16 protein-coding genes are annotated in these 15638 nt (G+C 62.8%); 12 read left to right on the top strand and 4 right to left on the bottom strand.

Annotated features, from left to right (window positions below; genetic code table 11):
* The first annotated feature begins 5 nt into the window (after positions 1-5).
* The 4 genes from ACZXDY_RS08320 to ACZXDY_RS08305 all read left to right on the top strand — a co-directional run bounded on the left by ACZXDY_RS08320 (position 6) and on the right by ACZXDY_RS08305 (position 3924).
* On the top strand, positions 6-2198 hold the full coding sequence (locus tag ACZXDY_RS08320; RefSeq protein WP_464345145.1) for a heavy metal translocating P-type ATPase: 2193 nt from the start codon (positions 6-8) through the stop codon (positions 2196-2198).
* Entirely contained in the window at positions 2198-2383 is a 186-nt protein-coding gene (gene ccoS / locus ACZXDY_RS08315; RefSeq protein WP_208820454.1) for a cbb3-type cytochrome oxidase assembly protein CcoS, read from the top strand. Before ACZXDY_RS08320 ends, ccoS begins: the two co-directional genes overlap by 1 nt.
* Before the next feature lie 67 nt (positions 2384-2450).
* Positions 2451-2897: a DUF6455 family protein gene (locus tag ACZXDY_RS08310; RefSeq protein WP_464345144.1), complete on the top strand. Its 447-nt coding sequence runs from the start codon at positions 2451-2453 to the stop codon at positions 2895-2897.
* Between the two features lie 172 nt (positions 2898-3069).
* The gene (locus ACZXDY_RS08305) at positions 3070-3924 is read left to right on the top strand and encodes a 3-hydroxybutyryl-CoA dehydrogenase (RefSeq protein ID WP_282526354.1); all 855 of its coding nucleotides are present in this window, start codon (positions 3070-3072) and stop codon (positions 3922-3924) included.
* A 319-nt stretch (positions 3925-4243) separates the two neighbouring features.
* Here ACZXDY_RS08305 and ACZXDY_RS08300 read toward each other — a convergent pair whose 3' ends face one another.
* On the bottom strand, positions 4244-5458 hold the full coding sequence (locus ACZXDY_RS08300; RefSeq protein ID WP_028168625.1) for an ABC transporter substrate-binding protein: 1215 nt from the start codon (positions 5456-5458) through the stop codon (positions 4244-4246).
* A gap of 152 nt (positions 5459-5610) precedes the next feature.
* Between ACZXDY_RS08300 and ACZXDY_RS08295 the strand changes: the two genes are divergently transcribed.
* The 4 genes from ACZXDY_RS08295 to ACZXDY_RS08280 all read left to right on the top strand — a co-directional run bounded on the left by ACZXDY_RS08295 (position 5611) and on the right by ACZXDY_RS08280 (position 9762).
* The gene (locus ACZXDY_RS08295; protein WP_208820458.1) at positions 5611-6378 is read left to right on the top strand and encodes a FadR/GntR family transcriptional regulator; all 768 of its coding nucleotides are present in this window, start codon (positions 5611-5613) and stop codon (positions 6376-6378) included.
* Positions 6379-6434: 56 nt separating this feature from the next.
* Positions 6435-8048, top strand: a complete 1614-nt coding sequence (locus ACZXDY_RS08290; protein WP_464345143.1) for an acyl-CoA synthetase — start codon at positions 6435-6437, stop codon at positions 8046-8048.
* Between the two features lie 136 nt (positions 8049-8184).
* The gene (locus ACZXDY_RS08285) at positions 8185-9354 is read left to right on the top strand and encodes an acyltransferase family protein (protein ID WP_464345142.1); all 1170 of its coding nucleotides are present in this window, start codon (positions 8185-8187) and stop codon (positions 9352-9354) included.
* A gap of 213 nt (positions 9355-9567) precedes the next feature.
* Positions 9568-9762: a hypothetical protein gene (locus ACZXDY_RS08280; RefSeq protein WP_027577817.1), complete on the top strand. Its 195-nt coding sequence runs from the start codon at positions 9568-9570 to the stop codon at positions 9760-9762.
* Positions 9763-10291: 529 nt separating this feature from the next.
* Here the strand turns inward: ACZXDY_RS08280 and ACZXDY_RS08275 are convergent.
* Positions 10292-11476 carry a GGDEF domain-containing protein gene (locus ACZXDY_RS08275; RefSeq protein WP_464345141.1) on the bottom strand — a complete coding sequence of 395 codons (1185 nt, stop codon included), beginning with the start codon at positions 11474-11476 and terminating at the stop codon, positions 10292-10294.
* A 218-nt stretch (positions 11477-11694) separates the two neighbouring features.
* Positions 11695-11910, bottom strand: a complete 216-nt coding sequence (locus ACZXDY_RS08270; RefSeq protein WP_028168620.1) for a dodecin family protein — start codon at positions 11908-11910, stop codon at positions 11695-11697.
* Positions 11911-12092: 182 nt separating this feature from the next.
* Between ACZXDY_RS08270 and ACZXDY_RS08265 the strand changes: the two genes are divergently transcribed.
* The 3 genes from ACZXDY_RS08265 (at position 12093) to ACZXDY_RS08255 (ending at position 14489) form a co-directional block, all read left to right on the top strand.
* The gene (locus ACZXDY_RS08265; protein WP_080664115.1) at positions 12093-12671 is read left to right on the top strand and encodes a GlcG/HbpS family heme-binding protein; all 579 of its coding nucleotides are present in this window, start codon (positions 12093-12095) and stop codon (positions 12669-12671) included.
* Positions 12672-12888: 217 nt separating this feature from the next.
* Positions 12889-13884, top strand: a complete 996-nt coding sequence (locus tag ACZXDY_RS08260) for an SMP-30/gluconolactonase/LRE family protein (RefSeq protein WP_464345140.1) — start codon at positions 12889-12891, stop codon at positions 13882-13884.
* A gap of 236 nt (positions 13885-14120) precedes the next feature.
* Positions 14121-14489, top strand: coding sequence for a winged helix-turn-helix domain-containing protein (locus ACZXDY_RS08255; RefSeq protein ID WP_028168618.1), 369 nt, complete (start codon positions 14121-14123; stop codon positions 14487-14489).
* 8 nt (positions 14490-14497) lie between these two features.
* On the opposite strand, the gene ACZXDY_RS08250 is transcribed toward ACZXDY_RS08255, so the two are convergent.
* Positions 14498-14875, bottom strand: coding sequence for a hypothetical protein (locus ACZXDY_RS08250; RefSeq protein WP_464345139.1), 378 nt, complete (start codon positions 14873-14875; stop codon positions 14498-14500).
* 190 nt (positions 14876-15065) lie between these two features.
* On the opposite strand from ACZXDY_RS08250, the gene ACZXDY_RS08245 reads away from it, so the two are divergent.
* Positions 15066-15620, top strand: coding sequence for a DUF2478 domain-containing protein (locus tag ACZXDY_RS08245; RefSeq protein ID WP_464345138.1), 555 nt, complete (start codon positions 15066-15068; stop codon positions 15618-15620).
* Positions 15621-15638: the final 18 nt, after the last annotated feature.

The following is a 15638-nucleotide window of genomic DNA, read 5'->3' as shown; positions in this document are numbered from 1 at the left end:
GCGTGATGCAGGCGACACGGGACTTTTCGCACTATGTCAAACATCTCGGCTCGGGATTGGCGCATATCGACCTCGCGGTCGAGGGCGTCAATTGCGCCGGCTGCATGTCGAAGATCGAGCGCGGGCTTTCGGCGATTCCCGATGTGACCTTGGCGCGCGTGAATCTCACTGACCGCCGCGTGGCGCTGGAATGGAAAGAGGGCGCGCTCGACCCCGGCAACTTCATCGATCGGCTCGCCGAACTCGGCTACAAGGCCTATCCGTTCGAGACGGTGAGCGCTGAAGCCGCCGAGGTCGAGAACTCGCGCTTCCTGCTACGCTGCCTCGGAGTTGCGGCGTTCGCGACCATGAACGTGATGATGCTGTCGATTCCGGTGTGGTCCGGCAATGTCAGCGACATGCTGCCGGAGCAGCGCGATTTCTTCCACTGGATGTCGGCGCTGATCGCGCTGCCGGCGGCCGCCTATGCCGGCCAGCCCTTCTTCCGCTCGGCCTTCAACGCGCTGCGCGCGGGCAATGTCAACATGGACGTGCCGATCAGCATCGGCGTGATCCTGGCGCTCGGCATGTCCATCGTCGAGACTATCGGACATGCCGACCACGCCTATTTCGATGCCGCTATCATGCTGTTCACCTTCCTCCTGGTGGGACGCTATCTCGACCAGAACATGCGGCGGCGTACCCGCGCGGTCGCTGGCAATCTCGCCGCGCTCAAGGCCGAGACTGCGACGAAGTTCATCGGACCGGACGAGATTTCGGTGGTGCCGGCGGCGGCGATCCGGGCCGGCGATACCGTGCTGCTGCGGCCAGGCGAGCGCTGCGCGGTCGACGGCACCGTGATCGAGGGCCGGTCGGAGATCGACCAGAGCCTGATCACCGGCGAGACGCGGCATGCGGCGGTCGAGGCGGGCAGCGCGGTCTATGCCGGTTCGCTTAACATCTCGGGCGCGCTGCGCATCCGCGTGTCGGCGGCGGCGGAAGCCACGCTGCTGGCGGAGATCCAGCGATTGCTCGACCACGCCGTGCAGGCGCGCTCGCGCTATGTGCAGCTCGCTGACCGCGCGTCGCGGCTCTATGCGCCGGCGGTGCATGCAACCGCGCTCTTGACCATGATCGGCTGGCTGATCGCCGGCGCGAGCTTGCACGATTCCGTCATCACCGCGATCGCGGTGCTCATCATCACCTGTCCCTGTGCGCTGGGACTGGCGATCCCAACGGTGCAGACGATTGCCGCGGGGGCGATGTTCCGCGCCGGCGTGCTGATCAATTCGGGCGATGCCATCGAGCGCGTCGCCGAGGTCGACTACGTCATCTTCGACAAGACGGGAACGCTGACCTTGCCCGAGCTCGATGTGGTGAATTCCACTGCCGTGCCGGCCGATGTGTTCGAACTGGCGGGCCGGCTCGCGCTGGCAAGCCACCATCCGGTTGCCGCGGCGCTGGCGCGCGCGGCCGGTGCGAAATCGCCGCTGCCCGGCGTCACGGAAGAGCCGGGGCAGGGGGTGCGCGGCAGCTTCGGCGGCGAAGAGGTGAGGCTCGGCCGTCCCTCCTTCTGCAACGCCGAGGACCTCGCCGAGGAGGTCCTGCGCCGCGATCCCGAGGCCTCCGTAGTCGCCTTTGCCCGCGGCGAACAGCCCTACGTGTTCGCGGTCCGCCAGGGTCTGCGACCGGACGCACGCGAAACCGTCGCGGCGCTGCAGCGGCGCGGCATCGCGGTCGAGATATTGTCGGGAGATCGCGAACCCGCGGTGCGGGCGGCGGCCGAGACGCTTGGCATTCCCGAGTGGCGTGCCGGCGTGATGCCATCGGACAAGATCGCGCGCATCGAGCAATTGAAGCGGCAGGGCGTCAAGGTGATGATGGTCGGTGACGGCCTGAACGATGCGCCGTCGCTTGCGGCCGCGCATGTCTCGATGTCGCCGATCTCGGCCGCGCATCTGAGCCAGGCGACCGCCGATCTCGTCTTCCTCGGCAAGCCCTTGGCGCCGGTGATCGCCGCCATCGACTATTCGCGCAAAGCGCTGCGGCTGATGCGGCAGAACCTCTATCTCGCCGTCGGCTACAACTTCCTCGCCGTGCCGATCGCGATCCTGGGCTTCGTGACGCCGCTGATCGCGGCCGCGGCGATGTCGGGCTCTTCGATCCTAGTGATGTTGAACGCGCTGCGCGGACGTCGGGTGCGGCAGGAGCAGGTGTGATGGAAGTGATCGCGTTCCTGGTGCCGCTGGCGCTGCTGCTTGGCCTGTTTGGATTGCTCGGATTCCTGTGGTCGCTGAAGAACGGCCAGTATGACGATCTCGAAGGCGCCGCGTGGCGGGCGATCTCCGACGATGACGAGACGCCGACCACCCCGGGGCCGTCGGCCGCGCATCGTGGCGTTTGATCTGTCGCAATGACGGCGGCTTTGCATGGGCCGATAGTCAACCTGCATAGAATTGCGGGAGGGTGCCATGGCATCGGCAACACGGACGGAATCGATTGCGGCCAGACTGATCGGCAAGCTCACGGGCTTCCTCGAAAGGTTCCGTGACATCGGCGAAATCCGCGGCCTCAGCCCGGCCGAAGCCTGTTCCGTGGCGCACGATCTCCGCATCGCTCCGGCCGAGCTCGAGACGCTGGTTGCCCGGGGGCGTCATGGTGCCGACGAATTGCCGAAGATGCTGAAGACGCTGGGGATCGACGAAGTTGCCATCAAGCGCCACGAGCCGGGCGTGCTGCACGACATGATGCGGGTGTGCGCGCTCTGCATCGAGAAATCCCGCTGCCAAAGCGAGCTCGAGGCCGGAACCGCCGCCCTGCATCATCGCGAATATTGCGCCAATACCTATACGATCGACTCGCTCGAGACGAAGCCCGACCAGACCGAACTCCAGCTCCGCGGGCCCTGCTGCTGCTGAGCGGGAACGCTTCGTCTTCCCGATCGAACCGGCGCCGGCACGCCAAACTGCACCGTATCCTTGGACGCGAGGCCCTGCTAACCATGGGCATCGGCGGCGGCCGACTGGTCGCCGCAACCGTCTGTGTGCGCGGGCGCGAGGCCTTGCGCGTTTTACGAGAAGGATACGAGCAATGATCGAAACCGTTGGCATCATCGGGGCGGGCACTATGGGCAACGGCATCGCCCAGGTCAGCGCGGCCGCCGGGCTTCAGGTGGTGATGGTCGATATCTCGGACGCGGCCGTGCAGCGCGGGCTGGCGACGGTCGGCAGCAGCCTGGACCGCCTGGTCAAGAAGGAGAAGATGACCGAGGCCGACAAGAACGCCGCGCTCGGGCGCATCAATGCGACCACCGACAAGGCCAAGCTTGCCGCCTGCGACCTCGTGATCGAGGCGGCGACCGAGAACGAGGAATTGAAGCTCAAGATCCTGAAGGATCTCAGCGCGACGCTGAACCCGCGGGCGGTGATCGCCACCAACACGTCTTCGATCTCGATCACCAAGCTTGCCACCGCGACCGACCGGCCCGACCGTTTCATCGGCATGCACTTCTTCAACCCGGTGCCGGTGATGGCGCTGCTCGAACTGATCCGCGGCCTGCAGACCTCGGACGATACGCTGGCCAAAGCGGAAGCATTTGCAAAGCGCGTCGGCAAGGTCGCGATCACAGCCAAGAACAGCCCGGGCTTCGCGGTCAACCGCATCCTGTGTCCGATGATCAACGAGGCGATCTTCGCGCTGCAGGAAGGCATCGCCACCGCCGAGGAGATCGATGCCGGCATGAAGCTCGGCTGCAACCACCCGATCGGCCCGCTGGCGCTGGCCGACCTGATCGGGCTCGACACCATGCTCTCGGTGATGGACGTGTTCTACAAGGGCTTCAACGATCCGAAATATCGCGCCGCGCCGCTGCTCAAGGAGATGGTCGACGCCGGCTATCTCGGCCGCAAGACTGGCAGGGGCTTTTACGACTACGGCAAGGCGTGAGCCAGGCGTTGTAGGGTGGGCAAAGCGTAGCGTGCCCACCATTCCTTGCGGAGTGCTTGATGGTGGGCACGGCGCGAAGGGCGCCTTTGCCCACCCTACGACTTCGTTGCAATGTTGGAGACACGGGCGCGATGCTAGTTGATGTGCCCTCGCCCCTTGTGGGAGAGGGCGGCTCAGGTGCCTGCAACGAAGTCGCTTCGGTGAGGGGTTCTCTCCACTTGCGCTGTCGCCCGCGGAGAGAACCCCTCATTCGTCGCGCATTTCATGCGCGCCACCTTCTCCCACAAGGGGAGAAGGGAAGCCGCGTAACTAAATCCATTCACTTCACCAGCGGGCAGCCGCCGTCCTTCAGCGGGCGGAAGGCCTGGTCGCCGGGCACCTCGGCCAGCACTTTGTAATAGTCCCAAGGCGCTTTGGATTCCTCGGGCTTCTTTACCTCGAACAGGAACATGCTGTGCACCATGCGGCCGTCGGCGCGCAGCACGCCGTTGTCGGTGAAGGCGTCGCGCACCGGCATCTCGCGCATCTTGGCCATCACGGGCTTTGTTTCTTTGGTGCCCGCGGCCTGCACGGCTTTGAGGTAATGCAGAGTGGCGCTGTAGGTCGCGGCCTGATTCATCGTCGGCATCCGCTTCATGCGCTCGAAGAAGCGCTTGCCGAAGGCGCGGGTCCTGTCGTTGAGGTCCCAGTAATAGGCCTCGGTGACGATCAGGCCTTGCGCGAGCTTCAGCCCGAGGCTGTGCACATCAGAGATGAACATCACGATCGCTGCGAGATTCTGGCCGCCGGCGACGATGCCGAATTCGCCGGCCTGCTTGATCGTGTTGATGGTGTCGCCGCCGCCATTGGCGAGGCCGATGATCTTGGCCTTGGAGGCCTGTGCCTGCAGCAGGAAGGAGGAAAAATCCGGCGTGTTGAGCGGATGCTTGACGCTGCCGAGCACCTTGCCGCCGGCGGACTTCACGACATCGCCGGTGTCGCGCTCGATCGAGTGGCCGAACAGATAGTCCGCGGTGATGAAGAACCAGCTATCGCCGCCATTCTTGACGATGGCGCTGCCGACCGTGTGGGCGTTGGAATAGGTGTCGTAGGTCCAGTGCGCGACGTAGGGGCCGCAAGATTTGCCGGTGATATCGGAGCTCGCGGCGTCCGTGACGATCATGATCTTTTCGTGCTGCTTGGACAATTCCATCACCGCGAGCGCGGTGGCGGAGGTCGGCAAATCGATGATCATGTCGACGCCTTCGTTCTCCCACCATTTGCGCGCCATGGTAGCCGCGATGTCAGGCTTGTTCAGCACGTCGGCGGAGACGATCTCGATCGGTTTGCCGAACATGGTGCCGCCGAACTCATCGATCGCCATCTTGGTCGCTTCGACATTTCCGGCGCCGCCGATGTCGGAATAGACCGACGAGAAATCGGTGAGCACGCCGATCTTCAGCGGCGTCGCGGCTGGCTGCTGAGCGGACGCTGATGCGATCAATAGCGCCGACAACAGGCAAGCCGTCGACACCATCCTTGCGATAGGCTTCATGGGGTCTCCTCCGTGTTTTTATCAGTTTGTCGGACAAAGTAGATTTGGGTTCCGGGGAAGTCAATCGGCTGTCGATAAGGAGCCCGCGCGGCCGAATTGACGCATCGTCGCGGCCGGACTACTTTGTCGGACAACCAACATTGAGGCCACCTTTGCCCGCTTCGCCGCTGTTTCGACGGATCGACGTCGCGCCCGCCTACCAGAAGGTGGCGGACGCGATCGAACGCGAGATCGTCAGCGGCCGGATCAAGCCGGGAGACCCGATCGGGACCGAGCTTGAGCTGGTGCGGCAATTTGGCGTCAACCGCTCGACGGTGCGCGAGGGCATCCGGGTGCTGGAGGAAGGCGGCCTGCTGCGGCGCGATTCCAGCCGCCGCTTGCAGGCCTGCCTGCCGCGCTACAACAAGCTCGCGACGCGCCTCAGCCGCGCATTGGTGCTCCACGAGGTCACCTTCCGCGAATTGTTCGAGGTGTCGATGACGCTCGAGATCGCGAGCACGGAATGCGCGGTCGAACGGGCTACCGAGGAGGACATCGCCGAACTCGCCGACAACCTGGCGCGGAGCGAGCAGGTGATCGCCGATCCCGCGGCGCTTGCCGAATGCGACGCCGATTTCCACGTGCTGGTGGCAAAAGCCTCGCACAACCGCGTGCTGCAGCTCGCGCGCGAGCCAGCCGCGCAATTGTTCTTTCCGACCACCGAGATGATCGTGAGCCATGGCGCGCAGGGCGCCACGCGCCTGGTCGAGGCGCATCGCCATCTGCTCGAGGCGATCCGGCGGCGTGACAAGGCGGCGGGCGTGCAGTGGACCCGGCGTCACCTGCAGGACTGGCGCCGCGGCTTCGAGCGGATCGCTTCGCTCGACCGGTCGGTCGAACATATGTACATGGAGCATGCACAAGCGGTTCGACGTAGATAGAACGACAACGCATCGTCCGAACCACAAACAAACAGCGGACGTTCAGGGAGGGAAAAATGACCGCGGACATCACCACGACGATCCAGAAGGCGCGCGAGCAAAGCATCGGCGACCTGCTGCGCCGCTCGGCCCGGCGCTATCCCGACAAGACGGCGCTGATCTGCGGCGACGTGAGATGGACCTATGCGGAGATGGATGCGATCTGCAATCGCCTGGGCCGTGGCCTCGGCGGGCTCGGGGTGACGAAGGGCGATCGCGTCGCGGTGCTGTCACGCAACTCGCATGCCTTTGCGGCGCTGCGCTTTGCGCTCGCCAAGATCGGCGCGATCCTGGTGCCGATCAATTTCATGCTGAACCCCGACGAGATCAATTTCATCCTCGCCAATTCCGGCGCGAGGCTGCTCGCCGTCGGCCCTGATCTCGTCGAGGCCGGCCGCGCTGCGACCGCCAAGGGCACGAAGGTCGAGCAACTGATCTGGCTCCCGGGCGAGGATGCCACGGAGCCGCCGAAGGACGTCACGACCTTTGCGGACCTGCTTGCGGCCGGCGCCTCGCCGCTCGAGGCTTCCGTCGACAGCCGCGACATCGCGCAGATCATCTATACCAGTGGTACGGAGTCGCTGCCCAAGGGCGCCGTCCTCACCCATGAAGCGGTGATGTGGCAATATGTGAGCTGCATCATCGATGGCGGCATGGCGGCGGAGGACACCATCCTGCACGCGCTACCGCTCTATCACTGCGCGCAGCTCGACGTCTTCCTCGGGCCTGGCATCTATCTCGGCGCGACCAACGTGATCACCGGCAAGCCTGCGCCGGATCACATCCTTTCGCTGATCGCGGCCCACAGGATCAACGCCTTCTTTGCGCCGCCGACGATCTGGATTGCGATGCTGCGCTCGCCGGCCTTCGACAAGACCGATCTCTCGAGTCTGCAAAAGGGCTATTACGGCGCGTCCATCATGCCGGTGGAGGTGCTGCTCGAACTGCAGCGGCGTTTGCCCGGCGTGAAGTTCTGGAATTTCTACGGCCAGACCGAGATCGCGCCGCTCGCGACCGTGCTGAAGCCCGAGGATCAGTTGCCCAAGGCGGGATCGGCGGGCAAGCCCGCGCTCAATGTCGAGACGCGCGTGGTGAATGCCGAGATGCAGGACGTCAAGGTGGGCGAGGTCGGCGAGATCGTCCACCGCTCGCCGCATCTGTTGTCCGGCTACTACAATGATCCGGCCAAGACGGAGGCGGCCTTTGCCGGGGGCTGGTTCCACAGCGGCGACCTGGCGACCGTCGATGCCGAGGGGCACGTCACCGTCGTCGACCGCGTCAAGGACATGATCAAGACCGGCGGCGAGAATGTCGCAAGCCGCGAGGTCGAGGAGATGGTCTATCGGCTGCCGGCGGTCTCCGAAGTCGCGGTGGTTGGCCTGCCGGACCCGCGCTGGATCGAGGCGGTGACCGCGATCGTTGTGGTCAAGAGCGGCGACACGCTGGATGAGGAGACCGTCATCAGACATTGCGCCAGCCAGATGGCGCATTTCAAGGTGCCGAAGCGCGTGATCTTCGTGGACAGCCTGCCGAAGAACCCGAGCGGCAAATTGCTGAAGCGGGAATTGCGCAAGCGCTTTCTTGGCAATGAAACACTCGATCGTGCGATTCAGAAAAATTTTGCGGGCTGAGCAGCCGATTCAAACGGGCGTGAACGGCTTACGCCGCCATAGCTGATCGGATTCCCTTGGCCGACGGTGTATGGTTGCGTCGCTGCCGTGATATGCTGCGGCAGCGACGCAGCGTCATTGCGACACGCAGGGGCCGATGCTCAAGAAATCCCATGCCACCGAGCTGGCCGGGACGACCGGGACACGCATCGTTCCGCTCGACCGTGCGCGCACCTTCATCACCTTCCTGGTGGTGCTGTATCACGGCGTAATCAACTACACCTATTTCGGTATCGGCGGCGACCGGATGCGATGGATCGGCTTCGACCTGATCGCGCTGTTCAACGACAGTTTCTTCATGGCCTGCATGTTCTTCATCTCGGGCCTGTTCGTTCACGACAGCCTGGCGCGGAGGGGCCCGGCGAACTTCCTCGGTAGCCGTGCCTGGCGGCTGGGTATTCCGTATCTGGTATCGATCTTCGTGCTGATGCCGATCGCTTATTACCGCTACCATGTAACGGAGCTCAGTTTCCCGCAGTTCTATTGGCATATGGTCACCGTCGGCCCGTGGTCATCGGGATCGGCCTGGTTCCTGTGGGTGCTGCTTGCGCTGGACGCGATCGCCGCGTTGCTTTGGGCCGCGGCACCCGGCGCGATCCCGGCGCTCGGGCGATTGGTCGATGGCTTTCGTCAGCGGCCGATGGCGGCCTTCGCTGCGTTCCTTATCTTCTCGATCGTCGTCTATCTGCCGCTGCACCTGGAGTTCGGCGATTCCGCGTGGTTCGTGCCCGGCCACTATCCGCTGCCGATCCAGACCAGCCGTATCCTGCTGTACACCGGCTACTTCTTCACCGGCGTCGCGGTCGGTGCCATCAGCCTGAGAGGCGGGCTGCTGGCGGAAAGCGGCGAGGTGGCGAAGCGCGGGATGCTATGGCTCACGTGTGCGCTCGCATTCTACGGCGTCATCCTGCTCCTGGTCTATGTCCATCACAGCGTGCTGCCGGATTTCCGTTCGCCGCCGCTATGGTGGCAGATAGCCTATGGCCTGGCCTTTGCGATGTTCAACGCGGCAATGACTTTCACGGTGCCCGCGCTGTTCCTGCACTTTGCGCAATCACGGTTTCGGTTCCTCGATGCGATGCAGCCTTCGGCCTACGGCATCTATCTCGTGCATTTCGTTCCGCTGATCTGGCTGCAGTATCTCGTCTACGATCCGCCGCTGCCGGTGTTTGCCAAATTCGCGATCGTCTTCCTCGGCACACTCTTCGTCAGTTGGGGCGCGACCATCCTGCTGCGAAGGATTCCGATCGTCGCGCGTATGATCTGACCCGTGGTCAGGAAGGCCGATCTGAGCCGGACGGCACTATGCGGCCTTTATAAGAGGACAAAGCAGTCCCCATGGAATTTACACGCCTTGCCATTCACCTTCCGGGCAGCCGTTCGGTCCCGTCTTGGCGATAAGGACAGAAGATGATTGTCCGCTTTGGGCGTCGGCCGGCAAAATTCACCCGCGCGGCGTTCGCGCTGCCTGGAGGTCAGGATGACGGTCTATCATGCATACATTGTTGGACTGCACGGCCGGTCGATTGGAGTGGTTCGGATCGATTGTGTCGACGATGATTCAGCCATCAAATCCGCCGAGCGTCTTGTCGACAGCCACGATGTGGAACTCTGGCAGATGGATCGGCCCGTAGCCAGGTTCGACGCCCCGTCAAAGCAGGTATTCAGGAAATAATTCTTGCGCCGAGCTTACCGCGCGGCGATCCATCCCGTACGCCGAACACATCAAGGCACGTGAACCATGGGCCCGTAGTAGCCGCCCCATTGTCCCCACATATCGCCGCCCTCGTAACCGCAGAGTTCACGATGCAAATCGCCAGCAAGGTTGCCGTAGCAGGGGCGCCAGTCATCATGACCCGCGCCGATCGTGGCATTTGCGTCGGCGTTCTCTGTGAGGTGCCGGGAGCTCACATGATGTTCGCGAGCCAGAGCGGGAGTTGCGAATATGGCTGCGGCGATCAGTGCCGCCGGGAGAAGTCGAGACTTGCTCACTCAATTTTCTCCATCGGATACGAAGAGCCTACAGGATTCTCTGTGAAGATGGAGAAGCGATCGACCGATTAAAGGAATACTCTGTCACATCGTTTCAATCACGCGCGAGGTCGGCGCGGTCGTACGATCACGAATTCCGGCGCGTGCCGATGAGGTTGAGTTTGCCTCAAGCGTCCGCTCATTATTTGAGTATGAGCCCGCGATGGTGGCGCCTAAGCAGCCAACCCGAACTCCGAGAGTTTCACGCGATTGCGGCCGGAGGTCTTCGCTTCATAGAGGGCTTCGTCGGCGCGGATCAGTAGCGACTGGATCGTTTCGGATCCGGTGGCGTAGGCAATTCCACCGCTTACGGTCGTCTGGATTGGGCCCAAAGGAGTAGGGACGGACATCGCCTCGATCTGCGCTCTGATGCGCTCGGCAACGGCTGCCGAGGCCCTTGGACTCGAGTTCAGCATCACGATGCAGAATTCTTCGCCGCCGATTCGCGCGGCCAGATCGTCTGAACGGATATTTGCGGTGATGATTTCGGCAAAGGCCTTCAACGTCCGGTCGCCGGAATCGTGTCCGAAACGATCGTTGATGGTCTTGAAGTGGTCCAGATCCATGGCGACGACGGCGGTGCCAACCGGGACATGGGCCGGCGGACCGTCAAACAGCGCGCGGCGATTCAAGAGTCCGGTCAAGGCGTCCGTCATGGCTTCCGACTTATGCCGATTCGCGATCCGCGCCTGATTGAGGGTGAGCGATAATGTGCCGATGCCGGTCAAGCCCGCGATCACGACGATGGAATTGATGTCTTCGGCCCAATTGGATGGACGAGCGGTCAGGACGAACTGGCCTTGCTCGGCGAGGGCATAGCCACACGCGACGAACGATGCTGAGGCGATCAGATAGAGCGTCGCATTGGCGGACATCAGGAGCGGGGATTCGGCGCGCCCTGTCCAGTACTGGAAAGCGGTCATAAGCAGCAGCATGCCGATCACGACATTTGCAGCGATCGTCCCGGTGCCGGAATAGCCAAACGCGAATGTGGCCGATGTGGACAGAATGCCAAGGCCGACCACGGCGAATACGGTGAACCAATTGAACCGACTTGAGCAGAATTTGGCCGAGCCCGCGTAGAGCAGTCCGAAGCCGCACATCAGCAGCACGAAGGACACGAGCAGCAGATTGGCGTCGTATCTTTGAATGACAGTGCCAAAGAACGCCACTCCGGCGACGATAAAGGCAAGGCCGATCGACCAGCTTAGCAGGTGGGTCTCGGATTTTCCGACGACCCACATCATGCAGAGCGTCAGTCCAAGGGAGGCGCCCGAGAAGCCGATGGCGACGAGGATCGAAAACTGGTCGAGAAGCATGACGCCGGGCCGAGATGAGATCGGCGCCTTATACGTCACCGATCGTTACCCAAATGGTGGAGGCGCAGCTCGTTTGCAGTGCACGGTAATCAAATGGTTATCGCTATCGGTTGAAAACCATCAAATTGGCGCAGCGGATTTCTTGAGCGAAAAGAGCGGGATACTGGATACTCCGAAATTTCGAATCGAGATCAGCTGGAAGCGGACCGCGATCGAGTTCAACCTCGCCCCGCGAGCGGGGCGAGGTTGCGAAAACGTCAGGAGCCCTCGAACTTGAAGGATACGTTGAGCTTGGCGCGGTAGGCCTCGACTTGCCCCTTGGCGTCCAGTTGCAGATCGAGTTTGACAACCTCTGCGACGCGAAGATCTCGGAGCGATTTTGCCGCTTGGCTGACCGCGTTGGCCGCGGCCTTTTCCCAGGATTCGTTGCTGGTGCCGATCAGTTCGATGACCTTGTAGACGCTCTCAGGCATGTCGTCCTCCTGTCCGGAATGAAGCAGGAAGCAGGTGCTCCCTGCCGCGGTCGAAACTAGCATCACGATATCGGCGTTGAAAGGACGCGCCCGGATCGCCGGCGGCAGGACAAATCGTTCGGAAACTTGAGGATCGGCCTCAAGTTGTGCTTTGATCTTGCGGCCACAACTGGGGTTTTATCATGATTTATTTGCGTTTCCTGGCGTTACGGCTGTTTGCTTTTGTTCCTTTCGGCTTCCGTCATGGTTTTGCAACTTGGATCATCGCCTGTGTGGCGGCGCTCACCGCAGGAGCGGCATCGGCGCAGCAGCCGCTCCCGCCCGGCGTCCCCGAGAAGATGCCCGCCGACATTCCCTATGGGACGCCGATCTCGCTCGATCTTGCCCGACAAGCGGTGGAAGCCGCGTTTGCGGAATCATCCAAGCGGGGGTGGAAGATGGCCATCGCGGTCGTATCGCCCTCGGGCGACCTGACCTATTTCGTGAAAATGGACGATACCATGTTGGCATCGCCAACCATCGCCCAGAACAAGGCGCGCACCGCCGCGCGCTTTCGGCGCGACACCAAGGGCATGTTCGATCTGACGGAGACCGGCCATCCCTACGTGATGACGCTCGATCCAACGCTGGTCGCTTCGCCGGGTGGCATGCCAATCATCAGCGAAGGCAAGGTCATCGGCGCCATTGGATGCAGCGGAGGAGCAGGCGTGCAGGACGCCGTCGTCTGCCAGGCGGGCATCGAGGCTCTCATTCGCAAATGACGTCTGAAGCGCGATAAAGCGAGATCGCCGAGGCGATCCGTACGGCAGCGGCGGCTTTCGCATCGTTGTATGTTGCGCTATACATCGAGGGCGGACAGCCGGGCCGGAAGAGCTACGGAGTTCCGGTCCTGCAGGACGCGCAGTGAACGATCGTCGACCGATGATCGTTCGTTCGGGGCATTGCCTCGTCCACCCCACGTCCATCAGGAACCAAAACATGAAACAGAATGACAGCGTTGCCCTGTGCTCGCTGCGACAGGGAGACTTGCTCAAGAACCGTAATGCATGGGCGCTCGGCGCGGCCGGGTTGATATTGCTCATGCTCGGCACGGCGCGTGCGGAGACGCCGATCGGTGTCCCCGACAAGAGCCATCCGGAGAGCGTAACCGCCACCAGCGACGGCACGCTCTATATCGGAAGCTTCAACCTGGGCGGCGTCATAAAGGCGGCACCGGGCGGAAAAACCGAGCAGTTCATCTCGCCCGGCGCCGATGGCAGCCGTTCGGTGCTCGGCGTACTCGCCGATGAAAAGAACCGTACCTTGTACGTCTGTTCCAACGACCTGAGCGGTTCGGGCGTTGCCGGTCCCAGTGAGACCAAGGGCGCCTGGCTGAAAACCTTCGATCTCGCCACCGGCGCCCCGAAGGCGAGCTTTCAGCTCAAGGATCCGAAATCGCTTTGCAACGACATCGCGATCGGCGGTGACGGAACCGCTTACGTCACCGACTCCTTCGCGCCGTATATCTACAGCCTGAAGCCGGGCGGCACGGCGCTCGACGTGTGGGCGACCGATCCGCTGCTGGCGCCGGCCAAGGACGGGGTCGGGCTCGACGGCATCGCGGTCGGATCGGACGGCCATCTCTACGTCACGACCTTTATTCCCGCCAAACTGTTCAGGATCGCGGTCAAGGACGGCAAGGCGGGGGAGATCACCGAGTTGAAGCCGTCCCGTCCGCTGGATCACGCGGACGCCATGCGCGCGTTCGGCGGCGACTTCCTGCTGGTCGAAGGCGCGGGCCGGCTCGACAAGGTCACGGTGACGGGCGATGAGGCCAAGGTCGATGTCATCAAGGACGGTCTTGCCGAGCCCGTTTCGGTGACCCAGGTCGGCAACACCGGATGGATCGCCGAGGGCAAGCTGTCCTACCTCATCGGTCCCAACAAGGGGAAAGATCCCGGTCCATTCGCGATCACGCCAGTTCCGTTAAAGTAACAGTTGAGCGACTTGCTCTAGTCTAGGGTGTGATCCGGAAAAGTGTGTAGCGGTTTTCGAAAAGATCACGCTCAAACAACCACCTAAAGCGCGATGATGATTCATCCTCATCTCATCGCGCCTTAGAAGAGACGGCGCCGGCCGACGTCAATCGTGGCGCTATCGGCCGGCGCTCATCTTGTCCGTGAAAAGCTTCAATGGCATTCTAGGGGGCAGACGCAACCAACGGATTCTGCATGTCAAAACTGGGCGCCAAATCGCTTCCACATTTGAGCGTTCGCATCGATCTCGATAGCGACGAGCGGATCGGGCCCGGCAAGATCCAGTTGCTTGAGCATATCCGCGATTGCGGGTCGATTTCGGCCGCCGGCCGCGCCATGGAGATGTCCTACAAGCGGGCGTGGGACCTGGTCGACGAGATCAACCGGATCTGCCGGCATCCGGCAGTCGAGCGGCAGACCGGCGGCAAGAATGGCGGCGGCGCAATGTTGACGCCGTTCGGCCTCTCCCTGGTCGCGCGCTATCGCAAGATCGAGCGCGATGCAGCGAGCGCGGTGCGCAAGGAGCTGGCGGCCTTGCAGACCGATATCGCCCGCAAGGCGTGATGCCGCCGTCAGTTCGCGCGCAGCGTCACGCCTTGCTGCGGTTCGGCCGCGATCGCCTCTCCCAAGGAGTTCTGCTGCTCGCGCAGAACCGAGAAGCAGACGCTGGATCCATCCACCGTCCGCAGCGTCACCATGCGCACGCTCGGATCGCTGGATTGCTCGACCATCCAGGAATCCAGCGGATAAGCGTAGCGGAGGCTGCCGTCGCCATAGCGGCGCTGCAGCGCCTTGTCGAGCAATCCCGGCAGGGTCATCACGAGCGTGCCGACCTGGTTGAGCGAAAGCCGCAGGGTCGCGGGATTACCGGCGGAATCGACGAAGCCAAGCGAAACGGCGCCATCAGCGGCGACTTCGCACGTCGTCAGGGCCTGGGTGTCGATCTGCATCATAGGCTCCGAACAAATATCCGTTATATCCATCAAGATATATCGATGCGATCCCGGGCGTCCAGCCCGTCTTTCTTGACCCTGCCGCGCCGCGTCACGGGTATGGCCGGAAACCGCCGAGACGTGATATGGTGACGGATATAACGGAGCCCGGACCGGGGGCCCGTCGCAAATGGAGATGAGGCCCGCCATGTTCGACTCCCAATGCGATCTTGCTGCGCTCGTGTATGAGCAGCATCAGGATCCCGACGAGATCCTGCGCGATTTCGCCGCCAGCCTGAACAGAGCCGGATATCGCGCGGTCGGGATTGTGCAGCTCGGCCACCACTGCCTCGATGCCGGCCTGTCCGCCATGCTGGTCCATACCGGCGAAGAGCTGCAGCTATTCCAGGACCTTGGCAGTTGCTCGGCCGGCTGCCGGCTTGACGTCGGCCAGTTGCTCGATGCGGGCCAGCGGATCGCGGCGGCGATCGATCGCGGCGCCGACGTGCTGATCGTCAACCGCTTCGGCCGGCAGGAATGCGAGGGCACTGGTCGAGCGTGCGCTGAGCGCGGATATCCCGGTCGTGATCGCGGTGCCCAGTCACCGCTTTGCCCATTGGACCAAGTTCGCCGACGGCATGAGCGTCCGCCTCCGCTGCGACCGCGATACGCTCGATGCATGGTGGAACAACGTCTCGGCGCGATATCCGAGGCCGGCGGGCATCGAACAACAGACGGTTTGCGAAGTGTTGAAATGACGTGAGCGCTGGAAGGCTCTGGC

The sequence above is a fragment of the Bradyrhizobium sp. LeoB3 genome (assembly GCF_055456055.1).
Note: the sequence above shows the minus strand (reverse complement) of the source record. Positions and strands in the feature narration are given on the sequence as shown.

Bases quoted from the DNA above. Each gene is read 5' to 3' on its own strand.
- ACZXDY_RS08320 (WP_464345145.1), top strand. From the start codon at position 6: ATGCAGGCGACACGGGACTTTTCGCACTATGTCAAACATCTCGGCTCG.
- ccoS (WP_208820454.1), top strand. From the start codon at position 2,198: ATGGAAGTGATCGCGTTCCTGGTGCCGCTGGCGCTGCTGCTTGGCCTG.
- ACZXDY_RS08310 (WP_464345144.1), top strand. From the start codon at position 2,451: ATGGCATCGGCAACACGGACGGAATCGATTGCGGCCAGACTGATCGGC.
- ACZXDY_RS08305 (WP_282526354.1), top strand. From the start codon at position 3,070: ATGATCGAAACCGTTGGCATCATCGGGGCGGGCACTATGGGCAACGGC.
- ACZXDY_RS08300 (WP_028168625.1), bottom strand. From the start codon at position 5,458: ATGAAGCCTATCGCAAGGATGGTGTCGACGGCTTGCCTGTTGTCGGCG.
- ACZXDY_RS08290 (WP_464345143.1), top strand. From the start codon at position 6,435: ATGACCGCGGACATCACCACGACGATCCAGAAGGCGCGCGAGCAAAGC.
- ACZXDY_RS08285 (WP_464345142.1), top strand. From the start codon at position 8,185: ATGCTCAAGAAATCCCATGCCACCGAGCTGGCCGGGACGACCGGGACA.
- ACZXDY_RS08280 (WP_027577817.1), top strand. From the start codon at position 9,568: ATGACGGTCTATCATGCATACATTGTTGGACTGCACGGCCGGTCGATT.
- ACZXDY_RS08270 (WP_028168620.1), bottom strand. From the start codon at position 11,910: ATGCCTGAGAGCGTCTACAAGGTCATCGAACTGATCGGCACCAGCAAC.
- ACZXDY_RS08265 (WP_080664115.1), top strand. From the start codon at position 12,093: ATGATTTATTTGCGTTTCCTGGCGTTACGGCTGTTTGCTTTTGTTCCT.
- ACZXDY_RS08260 (WP_464345140.1), top strand. From the start codon at position 12,889: ATGAAACAGAATGACAGCGTTGCCCTGTGCTCGCTGCGACAGGGAGAC.
- ACZXDY_RS08255 (WP_028168618.1), top strand. From the start codon at position 14,121: ATGTCAAAACTGGGCGCCAAATCGCTTCCACATTTGAGCGTTCGCATC.
- ACZXDY_RS08250 (WP_464345139.1), bottom strand. From the start codon at position 14,875: ATGCAGATCGACACCCAGGCCCTGACGACGTGCGAAGTCGCCGCTGAT.
- ACZXDY_RS08245 (WP_464345138.1), top strand. From the start codon at position 15,066: ATGTTCGACTCCCAATGCGATCTTGCTGCGCTCGTGTATGAGCAGCAT.